21 protein-coding genes are annotated in these 24,274 nt (G+C 71.3%); 16 read left to right on the forward strand and 5 right to left on the reverse strand.

Annotated elements, in window-relative coordinates:
* Positions 1-25 precede the first annotated feature (25 nt).
* The 9 genes from pdhA (AB0N81_RS24920) (at position 26) to AB0N81_RS24960 (ending at position 10,235) form a co-directional block, all read left to right on the forward strand.
* A complete protein-coding gene (pdhA, locus tag AB0N81_RS24920; RefSeq protein ID WP_365361897.1) occupies positions 26-1,171 on the forward strand; it encodes a pyruvate dehydrogenase (acetyl-transferring) E1 component subunit alpha in 1,146 nt (381 codons plus the stop codon).
* Positions 1,168-2,184, forward strand: coding sequence for an alpha-ketoacid dehydrogenase subunit beta (locus tag AB0N81_RS24925; protein ID WP_365361899.1), 1,017 nt, complete (start codon positions 1,168-1,170; stop codon positions 2,182-2,184). The genes pdhA (AB0N81_RS24920) and AB0N81_RS24925 overlap by 4 nt, the downstream gene beginning before the upstream one ends.
* The gene (locus tag AB0N81_RS24930; protein ID WP_365361901.1) at positions 2,184-3,788 is read left to right on the forward strand and encodes a dihydrolipoamide acetyltransferase family protein; all 1,605 of its coding nucleotides are present in this window, start codon (positions 2,184-2,186) and stop codon (positions 3,786-3,788) included. Before AB0N81_RS24925 ends, AB0N81_RS24930 begins: the two co-directional genes overlap by 1 nt.
* Positions 3,789-3,979: 191 nt before the next feature.
* Positions 3,980-4,951 carry an NTP transferase domain-containing protein gene (locus AB0N81_RS24935; protein ID WP_365361903.1) on the forward strand — a complete coding sequence of 324 codons (972 nt, stop codon included), beginning with the start codon at positions 3,980-3,982 and terminating at the stop codon, positions 4,949-4,951.
* The gene (locus tag AB0N81_RS24940) at positions 4,948-6,732 is read left to right on the forward strand and encodes a molybdopterin molybdotransferase MoeA (protein WP_365361905.1); all 1,785 of its coding nucleotides are present in this window, start codon (positions 4,948-4,950) and stop codon (positions 6,730-6,732) included. Before AB0N81_RS24935 ends, AB0N81_RS24940 begins: the two co-directional genes overlap by 4 nt.
* Complete coding sequence (locus AB0N81_RS24945) at positions 6,729-7,826, forward strand: potassium channel family protein (protein WP_365361907.1); 1,098 nt, start codon at positions 6,729-6,731, stop codon at positions 7,824-7,826. Before AB0N81_RS24940 ends, AB0N81_RS24945 begins: the two co-directional genes overlap by 4 nt.
* A 184-nt stretch (positions 7,827-8,010) precedes the next feature.
* On the forward strand, positions 8,011-8,988 hold the full coding sequence (locus tag AB0N81_RS24950; RefSeq protein ID WP_365361909.1) for an NAD(P)H-quinone oxidoreductase: 978 nt from the start codon (positions 8,011-8,013) through the stop codon (positions 8,986-8,988).
* A 162-nt stretch (positions 8,989-9,150) separates the two neighbouring features.
* Positions 9,151-9,621 carry a hypothetical protein gene (locus tag AB0N81_RS24955; protein WP_365361911.1) on the forward strand — a complete coding sequence of 157 codons (471 nt, stop codon included), beginning with the start codon at positions 9,151-9,153 and terminating at the stop codon, positions 9,619-9,621.
* A gap of 65 nt (positions 9,622-9,686) precedes the next feature.
* Positions 9,687-10,235 carry a bacterial proteasome activator family protein gene (locus AB0N81_RS24960; RefSeq protein ID WP_365361913.1) on the forward strand — a complete coding sequence of 183 codons (549 nt, stop codon included), beginning with the start codon at positions 9,687-9,689 and terminating at the stop codon, positions 10,233-10,235.
* Positions 10,236-10,360: 125 nt separating this feature from the next.
* Here the strand turns inward: AB0N81_RS24960 and AB0N81_RS24965 are convergent, their stop codons facing one another.
* Entirely contained in the window at positions 10,361-12,031 is a 1,671-nt protein-coding gene (locus AB0N81_RS24965) for a protein kinase (protein ID WP_365361915.1), read from the reverse strand.
* A 306-nt stretch (positions 12,032-12,337) separates the two neighbouring features.
* Between AB0N81_RS24965 and AB0N81_RS24970 the strand changes: the two genes are divergently transcribed.
* Positions 12,338-13,900 (forward strand): protein kinase, encoded by a 1,563-nt coding sequence (locus AB0N81_RS24970; protein ID WP_365361917.1) that lies wholly within the window; start codon positions 12,338-12,340, stop codon positions 13,898-13,900.
* 48 nt (positions 13,901-13,948) lie between these two features.
* Here AB0N81_RS24970 and AB0N81_RS24975 read toward each other — a convergent pair whose 3' ends face one another.
* Both AB0N81_RS24975 and AB0N81_RS24980 read right to left on the reverse strand, forming a co-directional pair.
* On the reverse strand, positions 13,949-14,371 hold the full coding sequence (locus AB0N81_RS24975) for a pyridoxamine 5'-phosphate oxidase family protein (RefSeq protein ID WP_365361919.1): 423 nt from the start codon (positions 14,369-14,371) through the stop codon (positions 13,949-13,951).
* Positions 14,372-14,502: 131 nt separating this feature from the next.
* A complete protein-coding gene (locus tag AB0N81_RS24980) occupies positions 14,503-15,165 on the reverse strand; it encodes a response regulator transcription factor (RefSeq protein ID WP_365361921.1) in 663 nt (220 codons plus the stop codon).
* 381 nt (positions 15,166-15,546) lie between these two features.
* On the opposite strand from AB0N81_RS24980, the gene pdhA (AB0N81_RS24985) reads away from it, so the two are divergent.
* From pdhA (AB0N81_RS24985) to AB0N81_RS24995, 3 genes are read left to right on the forward strand one after another with little or no spacing between them, the layout of a single operon-like run.
* A complete protein-coding gene (gene pdhA / locus AB0N81_RS24985; RefSeq protein WP_365361923.1) occupies positions 15,547-16,746 on the forward strand; it encodes a pyruvate dehydrogenase (acetyl-transferring) E1 component subunit alpha in 1,200 nt (399 codons plus the stop codon).
* A 2-nt stretch (positions 16,747-16,748) separates the two neighbouring features.
* Complete coding sequence (locus AB0N81_RS24990) at positions 16,749-17,729, forward strand: alpha-ketoacid dehydrogenase subunit beta (RefSeq protein ID WP_365361925.1); 981 nt, start codon at positions 16,749-16,751, stop codon at positions 17,727-17,729.
* Positions 17,730-17,740: 11 nt separating this feature from the next.
* Positions 17,741-19,186 carry a dihydrolipoamide acetyltransferase family protein gene (locus AB0N81_RS24995; RefSeq protein ID WP_365361927.1) on the forward strand — a complete coding sequence of 482 codons (1,446 nt, stop codon included), beginning with the start codon at positions 17,741-17,743 and terminating at the stop codon, positions 19,184-19,186.
* A gap of 62 nt (positions 19,187-19,248) precedes the next feature.
* Here the strand turns inward: AB0N81_RS24995 and AB0N81_RS25000 are convergent, their stop codons facing one another.
* Entirely contained in the window at positions 19,249-20,145 is an 897-nt protein-coding gene (locus tag AB0N81_RS25000) for a D-alanyl-D-alanine carboxypeptidase (protein ID WP_365361929.1), read from the reverse strand.
* 169 nt (positions 20,146-20,314) lie between these two features.
* Between AB0N81_RS25000 and AB0N81_RS25005 the strand changes: the two genes are divergently transcribed.
* The gene (locus AB0N81_RS25005; RefSeq protein WP_365361931.1) at positions 20,315-20,977 is read left to right on the forward strand and encodes a GntR family transcriptional regulator; all 663 of its coding nucleotides are present in this window, start codon (positions 20,315-20,317) and stop codon (positions 20,975-20,977) included.
* Positions 20,974-22,314, forward strand: a complete 1,341-nt coding sequence (locus AB0N81_RS25010) for an MFS transporter (RefSeq protein ID WP_365361933.1) — start codon at positions 20,974-20,976, stop codon at positions 22,312-22,314. Before AB0N81_RS25005 ends, AB0N81_RS25010 begins: the two co-directional genes overlap by 4 nt.
* Before the next feature lie 67 nt (positions 22,315-22,381).
* On the opposite strand, the gene AB0N81_RS25015 is transcribed toward AB0N81_RS25010, so the two are convergent.
* Positions 22,382-23,206 carry a maleylpyruvate isomerase family mycothiol-dependent enzyme gene (locus AB0N81_RS25015; protein ID WP_365361935.1) on the reverse strand — a complete coding sequence of 275 codons (825 nt, stop codon included), beginning with the start codon at positions 23,204-23,206 and terminating at the stop codon, positions 22,382-22,384.
* Positions 23,207-23,350: 144 nt separating this feature from the next.
* Here AB0N81_RS25015 and AB0N81_RS25020 point away from each other — a divergent pair, with 144 nt between their 5' ends.
* Entirely contained in the window at positions 23,351-24,157 is an 807-nt protein-coding gene (locus AB0N81_RS25020; RefSeq protein ID WP_365361938.1) for a carbon-nitrogen family hydrolase, read from the forward strand.
* Positions 24,158-24,274: the final 117 nt, after the last annotated feature.

Consider the following 24,274-nt stretch of genomic DNA (forward strand, 5'->3'; position numbering starts at 1 on the left):
AGACCGCTTCCCAGGAGGTGCCGTCATGACGGTCATGGAGCAGCGGGGTGCCTACCGGCCCGCCCCGCCCCCCGCTTGGCAGCCCAGGACCGACCCCGCGCCGCTGCTTCCGGACGCGGAGCCGTACCGCGTCCTCGGCACCCAGGGCGCCGAGAAGGCCGACCCGGGGCTGCTGCGCCGTCTGTACGCGGAACTGGTGCGCGGTCGCCGCTACAACACGCAGGCGACGGCCCTGACGAAGCAGGGCAGGCTGGCGGTCTACCCGTCCAGCACCGGGCAGGAGGCGTGCGAGGTCGCCGCCGCGCTCGCTCTGGAGGAGCGGGACTGGCTCTTTCCCAGCTACCGGGACACGCTCGCCGTGATAGCCCGCGGCCTCGACCCCGCTGCCGCGCTGACGCTGCTGCGCGGCGACTGGCACACCGGGTACGACCCGCGCGAGCACCGCACAGCCCCTCTGAGCACGCCTCTCGCGACCCAGCTCCCGCACGCCGTGGGCCTCGCGCACGCCGCCCGGCTCAAGGGCGACGGCGTGGTCGCGCTCGCCATGGTCGGTGACGGCGGCACCAGCGAGGGTGACTTCCACGAGGCGCTGAACTTCGCGGCGGTGTGGCAGGCGCCCGTGGTCTTCCTCGTGCAGAACAACGGCTTCGCGATCTCCGTGCCGCTCGCCAAGCAGACCGCGGCACCGTCCCTGGCCCACAAGGCCGTGGGGTACGGCATGCCAGGTCGCCTGGTGGACGGCAACGACGCGGTGGCGATGCACGAGGTGCTGAGCGAAGCGGTCTCCCGCGCGCGGCAGGGCGGTGGCCCGACGCTCGTCGAGGCCGTCACGTACCGCATGGAAGCCCACACGAACGCCGACGACGCCACGCGATACCGCCAGGACACCGACGTGGACGCCTGGCGTGACCACGACCCGATCCTGCTCCTGGAGCGGGAGTTGACGGAGCGCGGACTCCTGGACGATGACATGAAGCGGCAGGCGCGCGACGACGCCGAGGCCATGGCCGCAGAGCTGCGCGACCGCATGAACCAGGACCCGACGCTCGACCCGATGGACCTCTTCACGCACGTGTACGCCGAGCAGACCTCCCAACTGCGGGAACAGGCAGCGCAGCTGCGGGCCGAGCTGGAAGCGGCTTCGGAAGACGCCGAGGAGGAAGCTCGATGACCACGGTCGCGGCGAAGACCGCCACCAAACCGGCCACCATGGCGCAGGCACTCGGGCGCGCGCTGCGCGACTCGATGGCCGAGGACCCGTCCGTGCACGTCCTCGGAGAGGACGTCGGAGCGCTCGGCGGTGTCTTCAGGGTCACCGACGGGCTCGCCGAGGAGTTCGGCGAGGACCGCTGCACGGACACGCCGCTGGCCGAGGCGGGCATCCTCGGCACCGCGGTCGGCATGGCGATGTACGGGCTGCGGCCCGTCGTCGAGATGCAGTTCGACGCCTTCGCCTACCCCGCCTTCGAGCAGCTCATCTCGCACGTGGCACGCATGCGGAACCGCACGCGCGGCGCGATGCCGCTGCCCATCACCGTGCGCGTGCCCTACGGAGGCGGCATCGGCGGCGTCGAGCACCACAGCGATTCCTCCGAGGCGTACTACATCGCGACACCGGGGCTCCACGTCGTCACCCCGGCCACGGTCCCCGACGCCTACGGGTTGCTGCGCGCCTCCATCGCCTCCGACGACCCCGTCGTCTTCCTGGAGCCGAAGCGCCTGTACTGGTCCAAGGCCGACTGGAACCCGGACGCTCCGCGGACCGTTGAACCGATAGGCCGCGCGGTGGTGCGGCGCGCCGGGCGCAGTGCCACGCTGATCACGTACGGCCCCTCCGTGCCCGTCTGCCTGGAGGCGGCCGAGGCCGCGCGGGCCGAGGGCTGGGACCTCGAAGTGGTCGATCTGCGCTCCCTGGTGCCCTTCGACGACGAGACGGTCGCCGCGTCCGTGCGGCGTACGGGGCGGGCGGTCGTCGTGCACGAGTCGGGCGGCTTCGGCGGCCCCGGTGGTGAGATCGCCGCGCGGGTCACCGAGCGCTGCTTCCACCATCTGGAGGCGCCGGTGCTGCGGGTCGCGGGCTTCGACATCCCGTATCCGCCGCCGATGCTGGAGAAGCACCATCTGCCCGGCGTCGACCGGATTCTGGACGCGGTCGCGCGGCTCCAGTGGGAGGCGGAGGGCTGATGGCACCCGCTTTTGATGTGAACAGTCTCGAATTCAAGCTGCCCGACCTCGGGGAAGGGCTGACGGAGGCGGAGATCGTCCGCTGGCTCGTCGAGGTCGGTGATGTCGTGGCGGTGGACCAGCCGGTCGTCGAGGTCGAGACGGCCAAGGCGATGGTCGAGGTGCCGTGTCCCTACGGAGGCGTGGTCACGGCCCGCTTCGGTGAGGAGGGCGTGGAACTGCCCGTGGGCGCGCCGCTGTTGACGGTCGCCGTCGGCACCCCGTCCGGGACGGGTGCCTCCGACCGGAACGGCGTCCCTGCGGAGCCGGCCGGGTCCCGGGCCCCTGAGGAGCCCGCCGAGCGGGCCCTCCAGACGGCCGCGGAGGAGTCCTCCGGCAACGTTCTGGTGGGGTACGGCACGGGGGCGGCGCCCGCGCGTCGCAGGCGCGTGCGGCATGTCCCGGCCGAGCCGGCCGCGGCCGCGTCCTCTCAGGTCCACCCGGCCGACCTGAGCAGTGCCGACCCGGGGAATCCCGGCGGCGCGGGGAACCCGGGTGGCTCGGACGGGCCGGTTCCGGTGATCTCTCCCCTCGTACGGAAGTTGGCGCGGGAGAACGGCGTCGAGCTGCGGGGCCTCGCGGGGTCGGGGCCGGACGGGCTGATCACACGGGCCGATGTCGAGTCGGCCATCTCCGCCGCCAGGGAGCCGGAGGAAACGGCGGACCACCAGGTCGGAGCGGTCGGAGCGGTCGGAGCGGTCCGAGAGGTCCGGGAGGCCCGGGAGGTCGGGGCCGACGCCGAGGCGCGCAGGACCGCGACGATCAAGGCCGCGGTCCGTGAGGACGACGAGATGATCCGCGCGGGGCGGTCCGAGGCGCGTCACCAAGTGGAGGCGGGCCAGGAACCGCGGAACGCGGGCCTGGAGTCCCGGCACGCGCTGACCGGCATCCGGGGCCTGGTCGCGGACAAGATGTCCCGCAGCCGGCGTGAGATACCGGAGGCGACCTGCTGGGTCGACGCCGACGCGACGGAACTGCTCGCGGCCCGCAAGGCGATGAACGCGGCGATGACGGAACGCGACGGCAGCCAGAAGGTGTCGCTGCTCGCGCTGCTCGCCCGTATCAGCGTGGCCGCGCTGACCCGCTTCCCCCAGCTCAACTCGTCGGTGGACATGGAGGCGCGGGAGGTGCGGCGGTTCGCCGACATCCACCTCGGTTTCGCGGCGCAGACCCAGCGCGGCCTGGTCGTCCCCGTCGTGCGGCACTCCCAGTTCCGGTCGACCGACTCGATCAACGCGGAGCTGATCCGGCTCACGGAGTGCGCGCGGGCCGGAACGCTCACCCCGGGGGAGCTCACCGGCGGCACCTTCACGCTCAACAACTACGGGGTCTTCGGGGTCGACGGTTCCACGCCGATCATCAACCACCCGGAGGCGGCCATGCTCGGAGTGGGCCGGATCGTCCCCAAGCCGTGGGTGCACCAAGGGGAGTTGGCGGTGCGGCATGTGGTGCAGTTGTCGCTCACCTTCGACCACCGGGTCTGCGACGGCGGTACGGCGGGCGGCTTCCTGCGCTACGTGGCGGACTGCGTCGAGCAGCCCGCGGTGCTGCTGAGGTCGGTGTGAGCGGGCCCTGCTGAGGAGTCCGGGCCGTACCGCGTGCTCCCGGGCCGTACCGCGTGCTCCCGGGCCGCCCCCGGGTGGCTCCCGGTTCGGTCCCGGATGACTCACGGTTCGTACCCGTGTGGCGGAAGTCCCTTGCCCTCAGGGCCCTTGACGGGGGTGGCAATGATCCTTCGTACGCCCATACTCGGGGGGTGACCACAAACGAGACCGGCCCGTACGACGCCGTCGTGCTCGCCGGGGGCGGCGCTGCGCGGCTCGGCGGGGCGGACAAGCCGGGGGTGCGGGTCGGGGGCCGGACGCTGATCGACCGTGTGCTCGCGGCCTGTTCCGGCGCCGGGACCACCGTCGTCGTGGCCGCGCCGAGGCCGACCGCGCGTCCCGTGGTGTGGGCGCGCGAGGAGCCCGCGGGCGGCGGCCCCCTGGCCGCGCTCGACGCGGGCCTGCGGCACACCGCGGCGGAGCGCGTGGTGGTGCTCTCCGCCGACCTGCCGTTCCTGGACGAGCAGACCGTACGCCGCCTCCTCACCGCCCTGGACGCGAGTGGCGTGGATGGGACGGCTGGGGCGGACGGGGTGGCTGGCGTGGCCGGGACAGCAGGGACGGACGGGGCGGTTCTCACCGACCCTGACGGCCGTGACCAGCCACTCGTGGCGGCCTACCGGCGAAAGGCGCTGGAGCGGGAGATCGCGGAGCTCCTGGGTGAAGGAGGTGGCGGTGCGCTCGCCGGGCTGCCGCTGCGCCGGCTCACCGCGCGGCTCGCCCTCGCGAGGGTCGCCGACCCCGTCGCCGCTTTCGACTGCGACACCTGGGACGACATCGCCGCCGCCCGGGCGCGCATCAGGGAGCATGGGCACGTGTTGGATGAATGGATTTCCGCAGTCAAGGACGAGCTGGGCATCGACCTCGACGTCGACACCGGCGCCCTCCTCGACCTCGCTCGCGACGCCGCGCACGGTGTGGCCAGGCCCGCGGCACCGCTGACCACGTTCCTCGTCGGATACGCGGCGGCGCAGGCCGCCGCGCGGGGCGAGGCGGCCTGCGGTGCCGAGGCGGTGGCCGAGGCGACGCGCAAGGCCGTGGCGCTCGCGGCCCGCTGGGCTGACGAGGACCAGCAGGACGCGAAGCCGGGCACCGCGCCCAGTACGCCGCCGGACGCCGGATGACCGGGCAGCCCACGCCGGACGCCGAGCTCGACGAGGCGCTCGCCCTGGTGAACGGGGACCGTGACGGCCGAGCCGACGCCGTCTCCCGATCGGCCTCCCCGGCGACATCGACGTGGGCGTCCGCATCGCCGTCGTCCCGGGGCCCTGAGTCCACGTCAGCGCCCGCCTCAGCGTCAGCGCCCGCCTCGGCGTCAGCACCCGCCTCAGCCGCCGACCCCAAGGCCGCCACCCCCAGGGCCGCCACTCCCAGGACCGTCGGCCCCACTCCCGGCGACGACAAGCACCGCGACATCACTCCCTGGCCCGCAGCCCGCGCCCGCGCCGGTCGTGCCGCCGCAGGACCCGAGTCCGCCCTGGCACCCACCTCACCTGCCTCACCCACCGCACCTGCCTCACCCACCTCGCCTGCCTCACCCACCGCTCCCTCACCCGCTTCACCCGCCCCGCCGACTTCACTCGCCCCACCCGCCCCCCTGGACCAGGCGCTCGGCCGCATCCTCGCCGCGCCGCTCACCGCCCTCACGGACCTGCCGTCCTTCGACACCTCCGCCATGGACGGCTGGGTCGTCGCGGGCCCGGGCCCCTGGCTCGTACGGGCCGACGGAATCCTCGCCGGGCACGGCCGCCCGGACGCGCTCACCGACGGAGAGGCGGTGCGCATCGCGACGGGCGCCCGCATCCCCCCGGACGCCACCGCGGTGCTGCGCAGCGAACACGGCCGCACCGACGACAAGGGCAGGCTGCACGCCCTGCGTGAGGTCGTCCCCGGCCAGGACATCCGCCCGCGCGGCCAGGAGTGCCGCTCCGGCGACCACCTCCTGCCGTCGGGCGCCCTGGTGACGCCCGCCGTGCTCGGCCTGGCCGCGGCCGCCGGGTACGACGCGTTGCCGGTGGTCCGCAGGCCCCGCGCCGAAGTCCTCGTCCTGGGCGACGAGTTGCTGACGCGCGGCCTCCCTCGGGAGGGCCTCATCCGCGACGCGCTCGGCCCGATGCTGCCGCCCTGGCTGCGCTCGCTGGGCGCCGACGTGACCGCCGTCCGGCGCCTCGGGGACGACGCCGAGGCCCTCCACCAGGCCATCACCACGTCCGAGGCCGAGCTGATCGTCACGACGGGCGGCACCGCGTCGGGCCCGGTCGACCACGTTCATCCCACCCTGCACAGGATCGGCGCCGAGCTGCTCGTGGACGGGGTCGCGGTGCGGCCGGGGCACCCCATGCTGCTGGCCCGCATCCGGCCCGGACAGCACCTCGTCGGCCTGCCGGGCAACCCGCTCGCCGCCGTCTCCGGACTGCTGACCCTGGCCGAGCCGCTGCTGCGCACGCTCTCCGGGCGGGTGTTCGGCTGCGGCGGCCCCTCGACGTACACGGCGCCTGTGCGCGACGCCGTCCACGGTCACCCGCACGACACCCGTCTCGTCCCCGTCGTCCTGCGCGCCGACGTGGCCGTGCCGCTGCACTTCAACGGCCCGGCGATGCTGCGCGGTATCGCGGCCGCCGACGGGCTGGCGGTCGTGCCGCCCGGCGGGGCGCGGAGGGGGCAGGAGCTGGAGATCCTCGACCTGCCGTGGTCCGTGCCGGATGTCGGCACGGGCACGGGCGTGGATACGGGCACGGTCCCGGGTTTGTACGGTGGGCCAGTTGAGGTAGGCAGCACCGGGGCCGGAACCGGGACCGAAACCGGGCCAGAAACCGGAGCAGGCGCAGAGCACGCAGAGGGTTCAGACGGTTCAGACGGTGCGGACGGCGCAGAGGGCGCAGACGGCGAGGAGCGTTTCACGTGAAACTTCCCGGGCATGACGCCATCGCGCGTCACCCCGAAGAGCAGCACACGACCCACCGCATCAAACTGCCCCAGCGCGCGGTCGAGCGCCCGTTGCGCCAGGTCACCCGCCGCCTCTTGATGGCGTTGCTGGTGCTCGCTCTGACGACCTTCATCGTCTGGTTCGATCGCGACGGCTACCACGACAACTCGGACAACCGCCTCGACTTCCTCGACTCCGCGTACTACGCGACGGTCACGCTCTCCACCACGGGATACGGCGACATCGTCCCGTACAGCGACAGCGCACGGCTCACCAACATCCTCCTGGTCACGCCGCTGCGCGTGCTCTTCCTGATCATCCTGGTCGGCACCACCCTCGAAGTGCTCACGGAACGGACGCGCGAGGAATGGCGTCTGTCCCGCTGGAGGTCCAACTTGCGTGAACACACTGTTGTCGTCGGCTTCGGCACGAAGGGTCGCTCGGCGATCCAGACCGTCTGCGCGACCGGCCTGAAGCCGGAGCAGATCGTGGTGGTCGACCCCAGCGCCAAGGTGATCGACGCGGCCACGGCGGAGGGTTTCGCGGGCGTCATCGGCGACGCGACGCGCAGCGACGTGCTGCTCCGCGCCGAGGTGCAGCGGGCCCGCCAGATCATCATCGCGACCCAGCGGGACGACACCGCGGTCCTGGTCGCCCTCACCGCACGGCAGTTGAACCGCGGGGCGAAGATCGTGGCCGCGGTGCGCGAGGAGGAGAACGCACCGCTGCTCCGCCAGTCCGGCGCCGACGCCGTGATCACCAGCGCCAGCGCGGCGGGCAGGCTGCTCGGTCTCTCCGTGCTCAGCCCGAGCGCGGGCATGGTCATGGAGGACCTGATCCAGCAGGGCAGCGGACTCGACCTCGTCGAACGCCCGGTCATAAAGGCCGAGGTGGGTCTGAGCGTGCGGGAGACCGACGACCTGGTGGTCAGTGTCGTACGAGGGCACCGCGTGCTCGGCTACGACGACCCGTCCGTCGGGAAGCTGGAGTTGACGGACCGCCTGATCACCATCGTCCGCGCATCGCCCGGCACGGCCGTCGCCCCGGACCTGAAGCCACTGCGTCCGAACTGACGTGAGCGGGCGCGCATGACGACACCGGTGGGTGCGCATGACGGCACCGGTGGACGCGCATGACGGCACCCGTGGACGCGCATGACGGCACCCGTGGACGCGCCTGACGACACGGGTGGGCGCGCCTGACGCGGGCGGGTGCGCGCCGGATGCGGGCCGGGGTGACGCGAGTAGCCTCGGGCGTATGTATGCGATCACGATCCCCGAACCCGGTGGCCCCGAAGCGCTCGTGTGGGCCGAGGTGTCCGATCCCGAGCCCGGCGAGGGCGAGGTGCTCGTCGAGGTGGTGGCCAGCGCCGTGAACCGCGCCGATCTGCTGCAGCGGCAGGGGTTCTACAACCCGCCGCCCGGCGCCTCCCCGTACCCCGGCCTGGAGTGCTCCGGCCGGATCACCGCGATCGGCCCGGGCGTCTCGGGCTGGGCGGTCGGTGACGAGGTGTGCGCGCTGCTCTCGGGCGGCGGTTACGCGGAACAGGTCGTCGTGCCCGCCGGCCAGCTGCTGCCCGTGCCCGACGGCGTCGACCTCGTCACGGCGGCCGCGCTGCCCGAGGTGACCTCGACCGTGTGGTCCAACGTCTTCATGATCGCCCACCTCAGGCCCGGCGAGACCCTGCTCGCGCACGGCGGTTCGAGCGGCATCGGCACCATGGCGATCCAGCTCGCCAAGGCCGTCGGTGCGAAGGTCGCCGTCACGGCGGGCAGCAAGGAGAAGCTCGCGTTCTGCGGCGAGCTGGGGGCGGACGTCCTGATCAACTACCGCGAGCAGGACTTCGTCGAGGAGATCGAGCGGGCCACGGACGGGGCGGGCGCGGACGTCATCCTCGACAACATGGGCGCGAAGTACCTGGACCGGAACGTCAAGGCCCTCGCCGTCAACGGCCGGCTCGCGATCATCGGCATGCAGGGCGGCGCCAAGGGCGAGCTGAACATCGGGGCGCTCCTGAACAAGCGGGGCGCCGTCACCGCCACCTCGCTGCGCGGTCGTCCCGCCGCCGAGAAGGCCGCCATCGTCGCGGCGGTGCGCGAGCACGTCTGGCCGCTGATCGGCGGGGGCCATGTGCGGCCGATCGTCGACCGGACGGTGCCGATGAGCGACGCGGCGGCCGCGCACCGGATTCTGGAGGAGAGCAGCCACATCGGCAAGGTGCTCCTCACCCGGTAACGCTGCTGCGAGGCCCCCTGCCGCATGCTGCTGCGAGGCCCCCTGCCGCATCAGGCCGAGATGCCGGATTCATCGCACCATGTGACGCTTGATGCTGGTGCAGTGATCTTTCAGGATCTTGACGTCCCAGCAGCGTCCCGGCAGCGGGAGGGGGTCAGCGCGGTGAAGACTTCCCGGGCGGTCCGCCGCCCCGTTCGCTCCGTTCGCCCCGTCCGTCCCCTCCGCCCTGTCCGCCCCCTCCTTGTCGGCATCGCGCTCTGCGCGGTCCTCGCGGCGGTCTTCCCCGGCCTCGTCTCGTACGCGGCCGACGCCCCGCCCAGACGTCCCGTCACCACCGTCGACGAGACGTCCCGCGCCGGGAGCCGCCCGGGTGAGGGCCGCGAACGGCCGGGGAGGGCCCAGCCGCCGCCCCCCGACCTGCCGCCGAAGCCCTACACACCGGCCCGCATCCCCCCGCCCCCGCAGCAGCCGATGCCGAACCCCGTGGGACACCGGGACACCGCGTCCGACCCCACGAGACGGGCGCCCGTCGGCCCCGTCCTGCCGAACCTCCGCGTCCTGCCCCTCGGCAGCGGCCTCCTCCTCATCGGCCTCGGTCTCGGCTTCCTGGGCCTGCGGCTGCGGCGCGGCTGAGGGTGGATCAGCTCCGTACGGGGGCACCACCGATGTGTGATGTACGGGTGCGAGAGAATGGCGGCATGGAGATGCCGAGGAACGAACGGTCGCCGGAGAGCCCCCAGGTCCTGGTCGTGGGCCAGGACGGAATGGCTCTCGGTGGTGGCGGAGACGACGAATCCCGCGAGGTCCCGGTGACGGAGATGGTCGAACAGCCGGCCAAGGTAATGCGCATCGGCAGCATGATCAAGCAGCTGCTCGAGGAGGTGCGGGCGGCTCCTCTCGACGAGGCGAGCCGGGTCCGCCTCAAGGAGATCCACGCCAGCTCGGTCAAGGAGCTCGAGGACGGCCTCGCCCCCGAGCTGGTGGAGGAGCTGGAGCGGCTCTCCCTGCCCTTCACCGAGGAGGCGACGCCGAGCGACGCGGAGCTGCGCATCGCACAGGCGCAGCTGGTCGGCTGGCTCGAAGGCCTCTTCCACGGGATCCAGACGACCCTGTTCGCGCAGCAGATGGCGGCGCGGGCCCAGCTGGAGCAGATGCGCAGGGCCCTGCCGCCCGGTGTGGGCGGCGGTGACGAGGAGGACGAGAGTGGCGGCGGCCTCGCGGGCCGCACGGGAGGCCCCTACCTGTAAGCCCTGACCGCCCCGCGGCACGGACACACAGAGGGGCTCGGTACGCGAAGCGCGTACCGAGCCCCTCTCCGTGTACGGACCCTCTCCGCGTACGGACCGGCTCCGCGTGCGGACCGGCGCGAGGACTACGCCGGGTTGCCCGTCGAGATGTCGAACTGGATCTCCAGGCCCTTCGGGTCGACCTCCGTGCCTTCCTTCGGGACCTGCCGCATGACCGTGTCCTCGCCGTAGGCGTTCTCGTTGACCTTGCGCTTGTCGTAGCCCCAGCCGGCCGCCTGGATGCAGGACAGGACGGACCTCCAGTCCCGGAAGGTGAAGTCCGGGACCTTGATCTTTTCCTCGTCGTTGTAGCCCACATCGGGCTCGGTGCACTTCTCGGTCTCGATCGTCTGGTTGCGATCGGGCCCCTTGTGCCCCGCGACCGGCTGCTTCGACTTGTCGCCGGTGGCTTCCTTGCCGCCGTCGTCGCCGCTCAGCGACAGCGCGGTGATCAGGCCGCCGATGGCGATGAGCGCGACGACGATCGAGCCGACGATCACCGGCATGTTCCGCTTGCGGCCACCCGAGCCACCCGAGCCACCCGTGCCGCCCGAACCCGAGCCGCCCGGGCCACCCGTCGAGGCCGTCGTGACCGGCTGCGGCGAGAGGTTGTACGGCGGCGGGGTGTGCGCTCCCTGCTGCGGGGCGTACGCGTTGGCGGGCGGCGGGGTCTGGTAGCCGGCCTGCTGCGGGTAGCCGTAGCCCGGGGTGGGCGTCGGGGCCGGGGTCGACGGGCCGTAGGGACCAGGCTGGTACGGCGTCTGGACGGGGCCGCCCTGCGGCAGCGACGTGTCGACCGGCGGGAAGACCGCGGAGCCGACGCCCGCGCCGCTCGCCGTCTGCGCGCCCGGCACGATGCTGGGAGCCGCCGCCTGGAAGGACTGGGCGACGCGCAGGCACTCGTCGCGCATGGCCTCGGCGGTCGGGAAACGCTCGTTCGGGTTCTTCTTCAGCGCGCGGGCGACGATCGCGTCGACGGCGGGCGGCAGGGAACGGTTGATCGAGGAGGGAGCGACCGGCTCCTCCTGGACGTGCGCGTACGCGATGGCGAGCGGCGAGTCCGCCTCGAACGGCAGCCGTCCGGTGGTCAGCTGGAACAGCATGATGCCGACGGAGTACAGGTCGGAGCGGGCGTCGACGCCGCGGCCCAGCGCCTGCTCCGGGGAGAGGTACTGCGGGGTGCCGACGACCATGCCGGTCTGCGTCATGGAGGTGACGCCGGACTGCATGGCGCGGGCGATGCCGAAGTCCATGACCTTCACGACGTTGCGCTTGGTCATCATGACGTTGCCCGGCTTGATGTCGCGGTGGACCAGGCCCATCTCGTGGCTGATCTCCAGGGCCGCGAGCACATCAGCGGTGATCTTCAGCGCCTGGTCGCTCGGCATCGCGCCGAACTGGGTGACGGCCGCGTCCAGGACGGAGCCGAGCGGCTTGCCCTCGACGTACTCCATGACGATGTACGGCATCGTCGCGCCGTCGAGGTCGTCCTCGCCGGTGTCGAAGACCGACACGATGTTCGTATGAGTGAGCTTCGCCACCGACTGGGCCTCGCGGCGGAAGCGTTCGCGGAAGGACTGCTCGCGGCCGAGCTCGGTGTGGAGCGTCTTGATGGCGACCTGGCGGTCGAGCACGGTGTCGTAGGCGAGGTGCACCGACGCCATGCCGCCCTCGCCGAGCAGATCACGCAGTTGGTAGCGGCCGCCGGCCAGCGAACGCCCCGCGTACCGCCCCTGTGCGCCGTCCTGGCTGCTCATCTAGTGCGTCCCCCATTGGCGCGGCTGCCGGACGGCTCCGCGGCTGGTGATCGATAACCGCTATTCCAGGCCAAGTCTGCCCGAGGACGATGACGCGTCAAGCTCGGTGCCCGTTCCGTGACCGTACGCGCAAGAAGCGTCTCGGAAGCGTTACAAGTTTGCGCACGGGACCCCGGGACGGCTTTGATGTCCGGTCCACCTCGAACCGGTGGGTGGTGCGAAGGCTGTAGCGTGGCCCGTCGGAGTACCCCGTACCGCGACGTACTCGGCACCACGTACCACGACCAGAAACGACGGCGAGGACTGATGGCACAGACGCAGCGCGCTCAGGGCCCGTCCGACCCCGAGGCGACTGGCGGCGGTATGTCGGACGCGCCTGAATTGTGGGGCAACGGCGGGCTCGTGGGTGACGGCCGGTACCGGCTGACGCACAGACTCGGCCGGGGCGGCATGGCCGAGGTTTTCGCAGCCGAGGACGTACGTCTCGGTCGTACGGTCGCGGTCAAGCTGCTCCGCTCCGACCTCGCGGAGGACCCGGTCTCCAAGGCGCGTTTCACGCGTGAGGCCCAGTCCGTCGCCGGTCTCAACCACCACGCTGTGGTCGCGGTGTACGACTCCGGTGAAGACGCCGTCGGGCCGAGTGTCGTCCCGTACATCGTCATGGAGATCGTCGAGGGCCGGACGATCCGCGATCTGCTGCTCAACGCGGAGGCACCGGGTCCGGAACAGGCCCTGATCATCGTGTCGGGCGTGCTCGAAGCGCTGGCGTATTCGCACCAGCACGGCATCGTGCACCGCGACATCAAGCCCGCGAACGTGATCATCACCAACACCGGTGCGGTGAAGGTGATGGACTTCGGCATCGCGCGCGCCCTGCACGGCGCGCAGTCGACGATGACGCAGACCGGCATGGTCATGGGCACGCCCCAGTACCTGTCGCCCGAGCAGGCGCTCGGCAAGGCCGTCGACCACCGCTCCGACCTGTACGCGACCGGCTGTCTGCTCTACGAACTGCTCGCGCTGCGGCCCCCGTTCACCGGTGAGACGCCGCTCTCCGTGGTCTACCAACACGTCCAGGACCAGGCCGTGCCGCCGTCCGAGGTCTCGGACGCGGCGCCGCCGGAGCTGGACGGGCTCGTCATGCGCTCCCTCGCCAAGGACCCGGACGACCGGTTCCAGACCGCCGAGGAGATGCGCGGCCTCGTCCAGTACGGGCTGCAGATGCTGAACGAGCAGGGCAGCCACACGGGCACCTGGAACACCGGGCCCGTCGAGATGCACGAGGGCGGCAACACCCCCGCCATGGGCGTCGCGGGCACCACCGTGATGCCGCACCCGGACTCCGGGACCGCGCAGATCCCGAGCCCCATGCTGCGTCCGCCGGGTGACGACGGCGGTTTCGACGGCGGGCCGCGCGGCGGCAGGGGCGGCCGCGGCAAGATGTGGCTCTTCGCCGTGCTCGCGGTCATCGCGATCGCGGTGGGCGTCGCGTTCGCGCTGAACGCGAGCGGCAAGAAGGACCAGAAGGACCCGCCGAAGACTCCCGCGACGAAGCAGTCGCAGTCGAAGGAGCCGAGCAAGAGCGCGGACAAGGAGACGACGGACGAGACGGAGGACCCGGGCACCGGCACCGGCGGGGAGACGGACTACGACCCGCCGACCAACCAGCCGACCGGTCCGGCGAATCCGACGACGAACCCGACGACGCCCACCGGCGACCCGTCGACCCCCACCGGCGACCCGACGACGCCCACCGAGGACCCGACGACGCCGACCGGGGACCCGACCCCGCCCACCGACCCTCCGACGGACCCGGGCGGCAGCGACGAGGGCGCGGAGAACGGCGGCAACGAAGGCGAAGCGCCCTGAGGCCCTGAGGCCCTGACGCCTTGTCCGTCAGGGCATGAGCCCCGTACGTCAGCGCATGTGCTGCAGCTGGCGGTCGTGGCCTGCCTGCAGCGTGTGGACCGTGCTGAACTGCGGCTCTATCCGTAGGTAGACGGGGTCGAAGGGCCCGCCGTCGACGAGGCGCGGCCCGGGGCCGAAGAGTTCGAGCTCGGCGCGGGTCGGCTCGACCGCCTCGCAGACGCCGACGAGCTGCACGGTCCACTGGATGTCCTGTGCGCCCGCGGTGCTGAGGTTGTCCGCGCCGTACGCGACGACGCTGCCGATGCAGGCCTGGTGGTAGCCGTATCCCTTGTGCATGCGCAGCAGGATCTTCCCGTCGACGACGATGTGACGGGACGCCGCGAGGAAGGGCAGCGCGCGCATGCTGGTCGCCACCCGGCCGTAGTCGGTGCGGCCGAGCAGTTCGAAGGCGAGCTGTTCGTCGGTGGGCATTCCCCCACCATGGTTCATGGACAGGGCATCGGAAAAGGGGATCACGCCCTCATGAACCGAGGACGTAAGTCCCTCGCGCAAACCGAGGGCGTACGTCCCTCGCGCTCTCCGCGCTCCTTGCCCTCTCCGCGTCAGTGCTGCTTCTCCGCCTGCATGCGCGCCACATACGCGGCGGCCTGGGAGCGCCGCTCCATGCCCAGCTTGGAGAGCAGGCTGGAGACGTAATTCTTGATCGTCTTTTCGGCGAGGTGCAGCCTTTCGCCGATGACGCGGTTCGTCAGGCCCTCGCCGATCAGGTCGAGGATCTTCCGCTCCTGGTCGGTGAGGTTGGCCAGGCGGTCGTCACCCTTGGCGTTGTTGCCGTCACGCAGCCGCTCCAGGACCCGGGCCGTGGCGACGGGGTCGAGCAGGGACTTGCCGGCGGCCACGTCCCGCACGGCGGTGAGGAGTTCGTTGCCGCGGATGGCCTTGAGGACATAACCGGAGGCACCGGCCATGATCGCGTCGAAGAGGGCCTCGTCGTCGGCGAACGAGGTGAGCATCAGGCACTTGATGTCCTCGTTCTGCGAACGGATCTCGCGGCACACCTCCACACCGCTGCCGTCCGGCAGGCGCACGTCGAGCACGGCCACGTCCGGCCGGGTCGCCGGGATCCTGACCAGGGCGTCCGCCGCGGTGCCCGCCTCGCCGACGACCTCGATGTCGGACTCCACGGAGAGCAGCTCGTGGACTCCACGCCGGACCACTTCATGGTCGTCGAGGAGAAATACCGTAACTTTTCCGTCTTCGCGCACGGAGCCAGTCTCACACACGATCTCCGCGTATGCCCGGGCGGAACTCTTCCCGTCCCTGGGGTGGCCGGGATAACGTGCCGGTGTTCCGGCCCCCTGCCAGGCTGTGATCAGTGCTGTGACCAGGAAGTGTTCCCGCCTTTCTCGAACTACTCGGAAATCCAAGCAGTCAGGTACTTGGATTTCCAAGCAAATTCGCAGGTCAGATGGGGTTTCACAGAATTGGTGAGCACTGGGTAACGTGCTTTGTGCAGGGCGCTCGCCGGGGCACCTGTCACGCCTGTTCCCGGCCGAGCCGCACCCACCCCGTGCGCGGGCACGGACCAGGCGAGCCGTACTGGCTTACCCGGTAATCCCGGGGGCCGGACCGACGGAGGAGCACACGTGACCGTGGAGAGCACCGCCGCGCGCAAACCGCGCCGCAGCAGTACCAGCGGCGGCAAGCGCGCGAGCGCCAAGAAGCCCGCCCCGCAGAAAAGCACGGAGCCCGAGCTCGTACAGCTGCTGACGCCCGAGGGCAAGCGGGTCAAGGACGCGAAGAACGCGGTGTACGACGCGTACGTCGCGGACATCACCGCGCAGGAGCTGCGCGGCCTCTACCGCGACATGGTCCTCACCCGCCGCTTCGACGCCGAGGCCACGGCCCTGCAGCGCCAGGGCGAGCTGGGCCTGTGGGCTTCGCTGCTCGGCCAGGAGGCCGCCCAGATCGGCTCGGGACGGGCCACCCGCGACGACGACTACGTGTTCCCCACGTACCGCGAGCACGGCGTCGCCTGGTGCCGCGGCGTCGACCCGACGAACCTGCTCGGCATGTTCCGCGGCGTGAACAACGGCGGCTGGGACCCGAACGGCAACAACTTCCACCTGTACACGATCGTCATCGGCTCGCAGACCCTGCACGCCACCGGCTACGCGATGGGCGTGGCCAAGGACGGCGCGGACTCGGCCGTGATCGCGTACTTCGGAGACGGCGCCTCCAGCCAGGGCGACGTGGCCGAATCGTTCACCTTCTCCGCGGTCTACAACGCCCCGGTCGTGTTCTTCTGCCAGAACAACCAGTGGGCGATCTCCGAGCCCACCGAGAAGCAGACCCGGGTGCCGCTCTACCAGCGCGCGCAGGGCTACGGCTTCCCCGGTGTGCGGGTCGACGGCAACGACGTGCTGGCCTGTCTCGCCGTCACCAAGTGGGCGCTGGAGCGGGCCCGCGCGGGCGAGGGACCGGCGCTGATCGAGGCGTTCACGTACCGCATGGGCGCCCACACCACGTCCGACGACCCGAGCAAGTACCGCAACGACGACGAGCGGGCGGCCTGGGAGGTCAAGGACCCGATCCTGCGGCTGCGGGCCTATCTGGAGACCGAAGGTCACGCGGATGAGGGATTTTTCGCGGAACTCGACGACGAGAGCGAAGCGTTGGGCAAGCGAGTGCGAGAGGTGGTGCGGGCGATGCCGGATCCCGATCTGATGGCGATCTTCGAGAACGTGTACGCGGACGGGCACGCGCTCGTCGACGAGGAGCGCGCCCAGTTCGCCGCCTACCAGGCGTCGTTCGCGGACGCCCCCGCGGGCGGGGAGGGCAAGTAGCCATGGCCGTCCAGAAACTTCCCATCGCCAAGGCGATCAACGAATCGCTGCGCACCGCGCTGGAGAACGACCCCAAGGTCCTCATCATGGGTGAGGACGTCGGCAAGCTCGGCGGCGTCTTCCGCGTGACGGACGGGCTGCAGAAGGACTTCGGCGAGGAGCGGGTCATCGACACCCCGCTCGCCGAGTCGGGCATCGTCGGCACGGCCATCGGCCTCGCGCTGCGCGGGTACCGCCCGGTGGTGGAGATCCAGTTCGACGGCTTCGTCTTCCCCGCTTACGACCAGATCGTCACGCAGCTCGCGAAGATGCACGCCCGCGCGCTCGGCAAGATCAAGATGCCGGTCGTCATCCGCATTCCGTACGGCGGCGGGATCGGCGCGGTCGAGCACCACAGCGAGTCGCCCGAGGCGCTGTTCGCGCACGTGGCGGGCCTGAAGGTGGTCTCTCCCTCGAACTCGGCGGATGCCTACTGGATGATGCAGCAGGCCATCCAGAGCGACGACCCGGTGATCTTCTTCGAGCCGAAGCGGCGTTACTGGGACAAGAGCGAGGTCGACAAGGACGCGTTCCCCGGCCCCCTCCACAAGGCCGTCGTCGCCCGCGAGGGCAGCGACCTCACGCTCGCCGCGTACGGCCCGATGGTCAAGGTCTGCCTGGAGGCGGCCGCGGCCGCCGAGGAGGAGGGCAAGTCCCTGGAGGTCCTGGACCTGCGCTCCATGTCGCCGATCGACTTCGACACCGTGCAGGCGTCGGTCGAGAGGACGCGGCGGCTGGTCGTCGTGCACGAGGCCCCGGTCTTCCTGGGCACGGGCGCGGAGATCGCGGCGCGCATCACCGAGCGGTGCTTCTACCACCTGGAGGCGCCCGTGCTGAGGGTCGGCGGCTATCACGCGCCGTATCCGCCGGCGCGCCTGGAGGAGGAGTACCTGCCGGGTCTCGACAGGGTGCTCGACGCCGTCGACCGCTCGCTGGCGTACTGAGGGGAGAGGTCGTGACGACGATGACAGACACAGCTCTTGCCGAGTTCAAGATGCCCGACGTGGGCGAGGGACTCACCGAGGCGGAGATCCTCAAGTGGTACGTGGCGGTGGGCGACACCGTCACCGACGGCCAGGTCGTGTGCGAGGTCGAGACGGCCAAGGCGGCCGTGGAACTCCCCATTCCGTTCAACGGTGTCGTACGTGAGCTCCGGTTCCCGGAGGGCACCACGGTCGATGTCGGCCAGGTGATCATCGCGGTGGACGTGTCGGGCGGGGCCGCTCCCGTGGACGCGGCCCCCGCCGAGGACACCGCCGCATCCGCCGCATCCGCCGAGCCCGCTGAGCCCACCGAGCCCGCCGAGGAGGCCGCCCCGCAGGGACGTCAGCCCGTGCTCGTGGGCTATGGGGTCGCCGAGTCCTCGACCAAGCGGCGGGCCAGGAAGGCCGCCCCCGGGGACGACGCCCCCGTCACCGCACCGGAGCCGGCGGCGCCACAGGGCCCGCCGGCCACGGTGAACGGCGACGCGGCCAACGGCACCCGGCCGCTGGCCAAGCCCCCCGTGCGCAAGCTCGCCAAGGACCTCGGCGTGGACCTGGCGACGGTCGAGCCGTCCGGCCCCGACGGGATCATCACCCGCGAGGACGTGCACGCGGCGGTGGCCCCGGCCCCGGCCGCCGCGCCCGCCCCGCAGGCGACGGAGGCCCCCGCCCCGGCTGCCGCGCCCGCCCCCGCGGTGAGCGCGGACGCCCGCGAGACCCGTGTCCCGGTCAAGGGTGTCCGCAAGGTCACCGCGCAGGCGATGGTCGACTCGGCGTTCACGGCGCCGCACGTCACGGAGTTCGTGACGGTCGACGTGACGCGCACGATGAAGCTCGTCGAGGACATCAAGCGGGACCCGGGGACGTACGGGTTCGAGGGGCTGCGGGTCAATCCGCTGCTGCTCGTCGCCAAGGCGCTGCTCGTGGCGATCAGGCGCAACCCGGACGTCAACGCCGCCTGGGACGAGGCGAACCAGGAGATCGTCCAGAAGCACTACGTGAACCTGGGTATCGCCGCGGCCACCCCGCGCGGTCTGATCGTGCCGAACATCAAGGACGCGCACGCGAAGACCCTGCCCGAACTGTCCGAGGCGCTCGGCGAGTTGGTCTCCACGGCCCGCGCGGGCAAGACCTCGCCGGCCGCCATGCAGGGCGGCACGGTGACGATCACCAACGTCGGCGTCTTCGGCGTCGACACGGGCACGCCGATCCTGAACCCCGGCGAGTCCGCGATCCTCGCGGTCGGCGCGATCAAGCTCCAGCCGTGGGTCCACAAGGGCAAGGTCAAGCCCCGCCAGGTGACGACGCTCGCGCTCTCCTTCGACCACCGCCTGGTGGACGGGGAGCTGGGCTCCAAGGTGCTCGCCGACGTGGCGGCGGTCCTGGAGCAGCCGAAGCGGCTCATGACCTGGGCGTAAGCACGAAGAAGAGGGGGCCCGCCGCGCGATCGCGGCGGGCCCCCTCCGGTGTTCTCCGGACGTCAGGCGACCTTGAAGCCGTAGTCCAGCAGCTTCTTCGCGTCCTTCGTGCGGTTGTTCAGCGAGGAGGACGTCAGGACCGTGCCGACGACCGTCTTGCCGTTGCGGGTCGCCGCGAAGACGAGGCAGTACTTCGCCTCGGGGCCGGAGCCCGTCTTCACGCCGATGGTGCCGCGGTAGGAGCCGAGGAGGTTGTTCGTGTTCGACCACGACATGTTGCGGTAGCCACCGGACTTCGTGGTGACCTTCTGCGTCGTCGACTTCGTCTTCACGACCGTGCGGAACGTGGAGTACTTCATCGCGTTGCTCGCGAGCTTCGTCAGGTCGCGCGGCGTCGAGTAGTTCGCGCCGTGCCCGATGCCGTCGAACGAGTCGAAGTGCGTGTTGGACAGGCCGAGCGACCTGGCCGTCGAGTTCATCTGGCCGATGAAGTTCTTCACGCGCTTGGCCCGGGTCGTGCCCTTGCCGAACTTGTCCGCGAGCGCGTACGCCGCGTCGCAGCCGGACGGCAGCATCAGCCCGTACAGGAGCTGGCGGACGGTGACCTTGTCGCCGACGATCAGGCGGGCCGACGAGGCGTAGTTGTTGCGGACGATGTAGTCGCTGTATTCCTTCTGGACCTTGACCTTGGAGTCGAGGTTGAGGTTCCGCTGGCCGAGCACCACGCGTGCGGTCATGATCTTCGTGGTGGAGCCGGTGGAACGGCGGGTGTCGGCGGACTTGGTGTAGAGGCTCTTCCCCGTGCTGTTGTTCATCACATAGCCGCCCTTGGCGACGATGGACGGCTTCGGCGGTGCGGCCGCGTGGGCCGGGGTGACGAGGGCGCCGCCGGCCAGCATCGCGCTCGCGGTGACGAGAACTGCTGATGCGCGACGTACGCCCTTAATGCCGGTATTCAAGATTAACGCTCCAAATGCCCCTGGGCTGCGGCTGCATGAGGGTGCCGCTCACTCAGTAGACGAGCGAGAGGCCCGGATGGATGTGCCGAAACGCCTGTGAGTTCCGGGACGGGTGCCCGCCATGTGGACGGGGATTTCGGTGTATACCTGTTGTATCTATGCTGTGCGCATGTCAGCCGCCGCGATCACCCCCATCAAGCCGCCGCCCGCCGCCGAGCGCGTCTACGCCCACGTCAAGCAGGCCGTCCTGGAGCGCCGCTACGAGGGCGGCACGCTCCTCACCGAGGGCGAGCTCGCCGAGGCCGTGGGGGTGTCCCGCACCCCGGTGCGCGAGGCGCTGCTGAAGCTGGAGGTGGAGGGGTTGCTGCGGCTCTACCCGAAGAAGGGCGCGCTCGTGCTGCCCGTCTCCGCGCAGGAGATCGCGGATGTCGTCGAGACGCGGCTGCTCGTCGAGACGCACTCGGTGCGCAAGGCGGTGCCCGCGCCCGCCGGGCTGATCGGCCGCCTGGAGGAGCTCCTCGGCCGGCAGCGGGCGCAGGCCGCCGCGGGAGAGCTCGCGGAGGCCGCGGTCACCGACCGGTGCTTCCACGCGGAGATCGTCCGCAGCGGCGGCAACGAGATCCTCGCGCGCCTCTACGACCAGCTGCGGGACCGGCAGCTGCGGATGGGCGTCGCCGTGATGCACTCGCACCCCGACCGGATCGCGAAGACCCTCGCCGAGCACGAGGAGATCCTCGACGCGCTGCGCCGCGGCGACGCGGACGCGGCCGTCGCCGTGGTCACCCGGCACGTCGGCTGGTTCCAGAACCTGGCGCGGGGCGAGGTCCGATGAGTTCCGCCAGCCACCCCGAGCCCCTTCCCGGCGACCCTTCCCCAAGCTCTGAAGGAGCTGGGGTAGACCCCATTGGCGGCCGGAAGGCCGTCCTCGTCTGGTCCATCGGCGTCGCCGTCTACTTCGTCGCCGTCATCTTCCGGACCTCGCTCGGCGTCGCCGGGCTCGACGCCGCGGACCGGTTCCACGTCAACGCGTCGGCCCTGTCGACCTTCTCCATACTCCAGCTGCTCGTCTACGCGGGCATGCAGATACCCGTCGGCCTGATGGTCGACCGGCTCGGCACCAAGAAGGTGCTGACCATCGGGGTCGTCCTCTTCACCATCGGCCAGCTCGGCTTCGCGTTCTCCCCCTCGTACGGGATGGCGCTCGTCTCCCGCGCCCTGCTCGGCTGCGGTGACGCGCTGACCTTCATCAGCGTCCTGCGGCTCGGGACCCGCTGGTTCCCGGCCCGGCGCGGCCCGATGGTCGCCCAGCTCGCCGGCCTCGTCGGCATGGCGGGCAACCTCGTCTCGACCCTTGTCCTGGCCCGGCTGCTGCACTCCGTCGGCTGGACCGCGGCCTTCGCGGGCAGCGCGCTGTGCGGTGTCGTCGTCCTCGTCCTGATGACGCTGTTCCTGAAGGACCACCCCGAGGGGCACGAGCCGGAACCGGTGCGGCACACCGGCGCCGCCTACGTCCGCAAGCAGATCGCCCTGTCCTGGCGGGAGCCCGGCACCCGGCTCGGTCTGTGGGTGCACTTCACCACGCAGTTCCCCGCGATGGTGTTCCTGCTGCTGTGGGGCCTGCCGTTCCTCGTCGAGGCGCAGGGCCTGTCACGGGCGACGGCCGGTGAACTGCTCACGCTGGTCGTGCTCTCCAACATGGTCATCGGCCTCGTCTACGGCCAGATCGTGGCCCGGCACCATGCCGCGCGCCTCCCGCTGGCGCTCGGCACCATCGCGGCGACGGCCACTGCCTGGGCGGCCACGCTCGCGTACCCCGGGGACCACGCGCCGATGTGGCTGCTGATCCTGCTGTGCACGGTCCTCGGCGCCTGCGGCCCCGCCTCCATGATCGGCTTCGACTTCGCGCGGCCCGCCAACCCGCCGGAGCGCCAGGGCACGGCCTCCGGCATCACGAACATGGGCGGCTTCGTCGCCTCCATGACGACGCTGCTCGCGATCGGCGTGCTGCTCGACGCGACCGGCGACAACTACCGGATCGCGTTCTCCGCCGTGTTCGTGCTGGAAGCGCTCGGGCTCTGCCAGATCCTGCGGCTCAAGTCGCGGGCGGTGCGCAGGGAGCGGGAACGGCTGGTCTCCAGCCGCGTCGAGGCTGTGCACGTGCCGGTCTGATCCCTACGGCGTCACGGCGTCACGGCGTCACGGCGTCATGGCGTCACGACGTCACGGGGTCACCGCGTCACGGAGTCACCGCGAAGTTGCGCAGGATCGCGTCCGCCAGTTCGTGGTCGCCCTCGACCTTGACGCGGTCGGCGACCGACGCGTACGTCACGCGTCCGCACGCGAGCCTGAAGTACGTCTCCCAGTCGAGGCCGAAGGTGGCGAGCGGGCCCAGCGAGGGCGCGCCGTCCACCGTGCCCTTGCCGTCGGCGTCGAGCCGGACCGTGCGCAGGAACTCGACGGGGCCGCTCACGTCGAAGACGACCGCCGAGTTCACGGGCGCGCCCGCCTTCTCCGCGACGACCTTCGGGAGGCCCTGGAGGAGCAGGTCCCGGGCGACGTACGCCCCAGGGGAGTCGAGGTTGCCGGGCTTGCGCAGCGTCGTACGGAGGTCCTGCTCGTGCACCCACACGTCGAACGCCCGCAGCCGCATGGCCATTTCGAGGGTCTGCTCGGAGCCGAGCGGCCCGCGGATCTTGGTGCTCGGTTCCCGCGACTCGTTCCGCAGCTGCCGGGTGCGGCGGATGATCGTGTACTCCAGCTCGGAGGTCATCTCCGGCGCGGTGTGGTGGCGCCGCACGTCGACCTGCATCTCCATGTACCGCTGGCCCTCGGTCCGTACGTGGTACAGGTCGCGGGGCAGGGTGTGGATCGGGCGGGGGTCGCCCAGCATCTCGCAGTCCAGGCCTATGACGTGGGAGACGATGTCGCGCACCGACCAGCCGGGGCAGGGGGTGGCCCAGTTCCACTCTCCCTCGGCGAGGGGCGACACCAGCTCGGATATCGCTTCCACGGAATGCGTCCAGGCATCGGCGTAGTTTTGCAGGCTGGGATGGAGACTCACGGGACCCCTTGCGGTTGTACGCGGGCGGTGGGTGTCTGAGACGTTAAGTTACGCTGCCCGCAGGCACCCCGGCAGTGCTTTCGTGTGACGATCGTAGGCCGTACTTGATGGTGCCGACGGATCGAATGCCAGGACGGTGGTAGTGTGCGCGCCTCCCTCATCCAGATCGCCGTAGACGAGGACGAACCGGTCAACTCCCGCCGGTCCCGAGTAGCTTCGCTGGTACGCGAGGTGAGTGCCCGGGACGGATCGGATCTGGTCGTCCTCCCCGAACTGTGGACCACCGGCGCGTTCGCGTACGAGTCGTTCGCGAGCGAGGCGGAGCCGCTGGAGGGCCCCACGTACGAGGCCATGGCCAAGGCCGCGAGCGACGCGGGCGTGTGGCTGCACGCGGGCTCCATCCCCGAGCGGGACCCGGACGGGCCCCTCTACAACACCTCGCTCGTCTTCTCCCCGGCCGGTGAACTCGCCGCCGCCTACCGGAAGATCCACCGCTTCGGCTTCGACAAGGGCGAGGCCGTCATGATGGCGGCCGGCTCCGAGCTGGCGACGGTCCGCACGCCGGACACCACCCTCGGCCTCGCGACCTGCTACGACCTGCGCTTCCCGGAGCTCTTCCGGGGCCTCGTCGATGCGGGCGCCGAGATGTTCGTGGTGCCCGCGGGCTGGCCCGAGCGGCGCCGGGAGCACTGGCTGCTGTTCGCGCGGGCGCGGGCGGTCGAGGACCAGGTGTACGTGCTGGCGTGCGGCACGGGCGGCACGCACGCGGGGGTTCCGCAGGCGGGGCACAGTGTCGTGGTCGACCCGTGGGGTGAGGTGCTCGCGGAGGCGGGGGGTGGTGAGGAGGTCCTCACCGTCGATCTTGACCCTGCGAGGGTTGCGGCGACGCGGGAGCAGTTTCCGGCGCTGAAGGACCGCCTTCTGGGGCAGGCTCCGCCGCCGCGGGGCTGAGTCGCGGCTGCGCCGCGAGTGTGCTGTGGTCTCTTCGGCTGCGGGCGCGTCGTGGCTGGGCGCGCAGTTCCCCGCGCCCCTGAGAACGCGGCTGCGCCGCGGTCCTCGGGCGCGTAC

Origin of the sequence: Streptomyces sp. NPDC093510, from assembly GCF_040683555.1 — a bacterium.
In the GTDB taxonomy this organism is placed as follows: Bacteria; Actinomycetota; Actinomycetes; order Streptomycetales; family Streptomycetaceae; genus Streptomyces.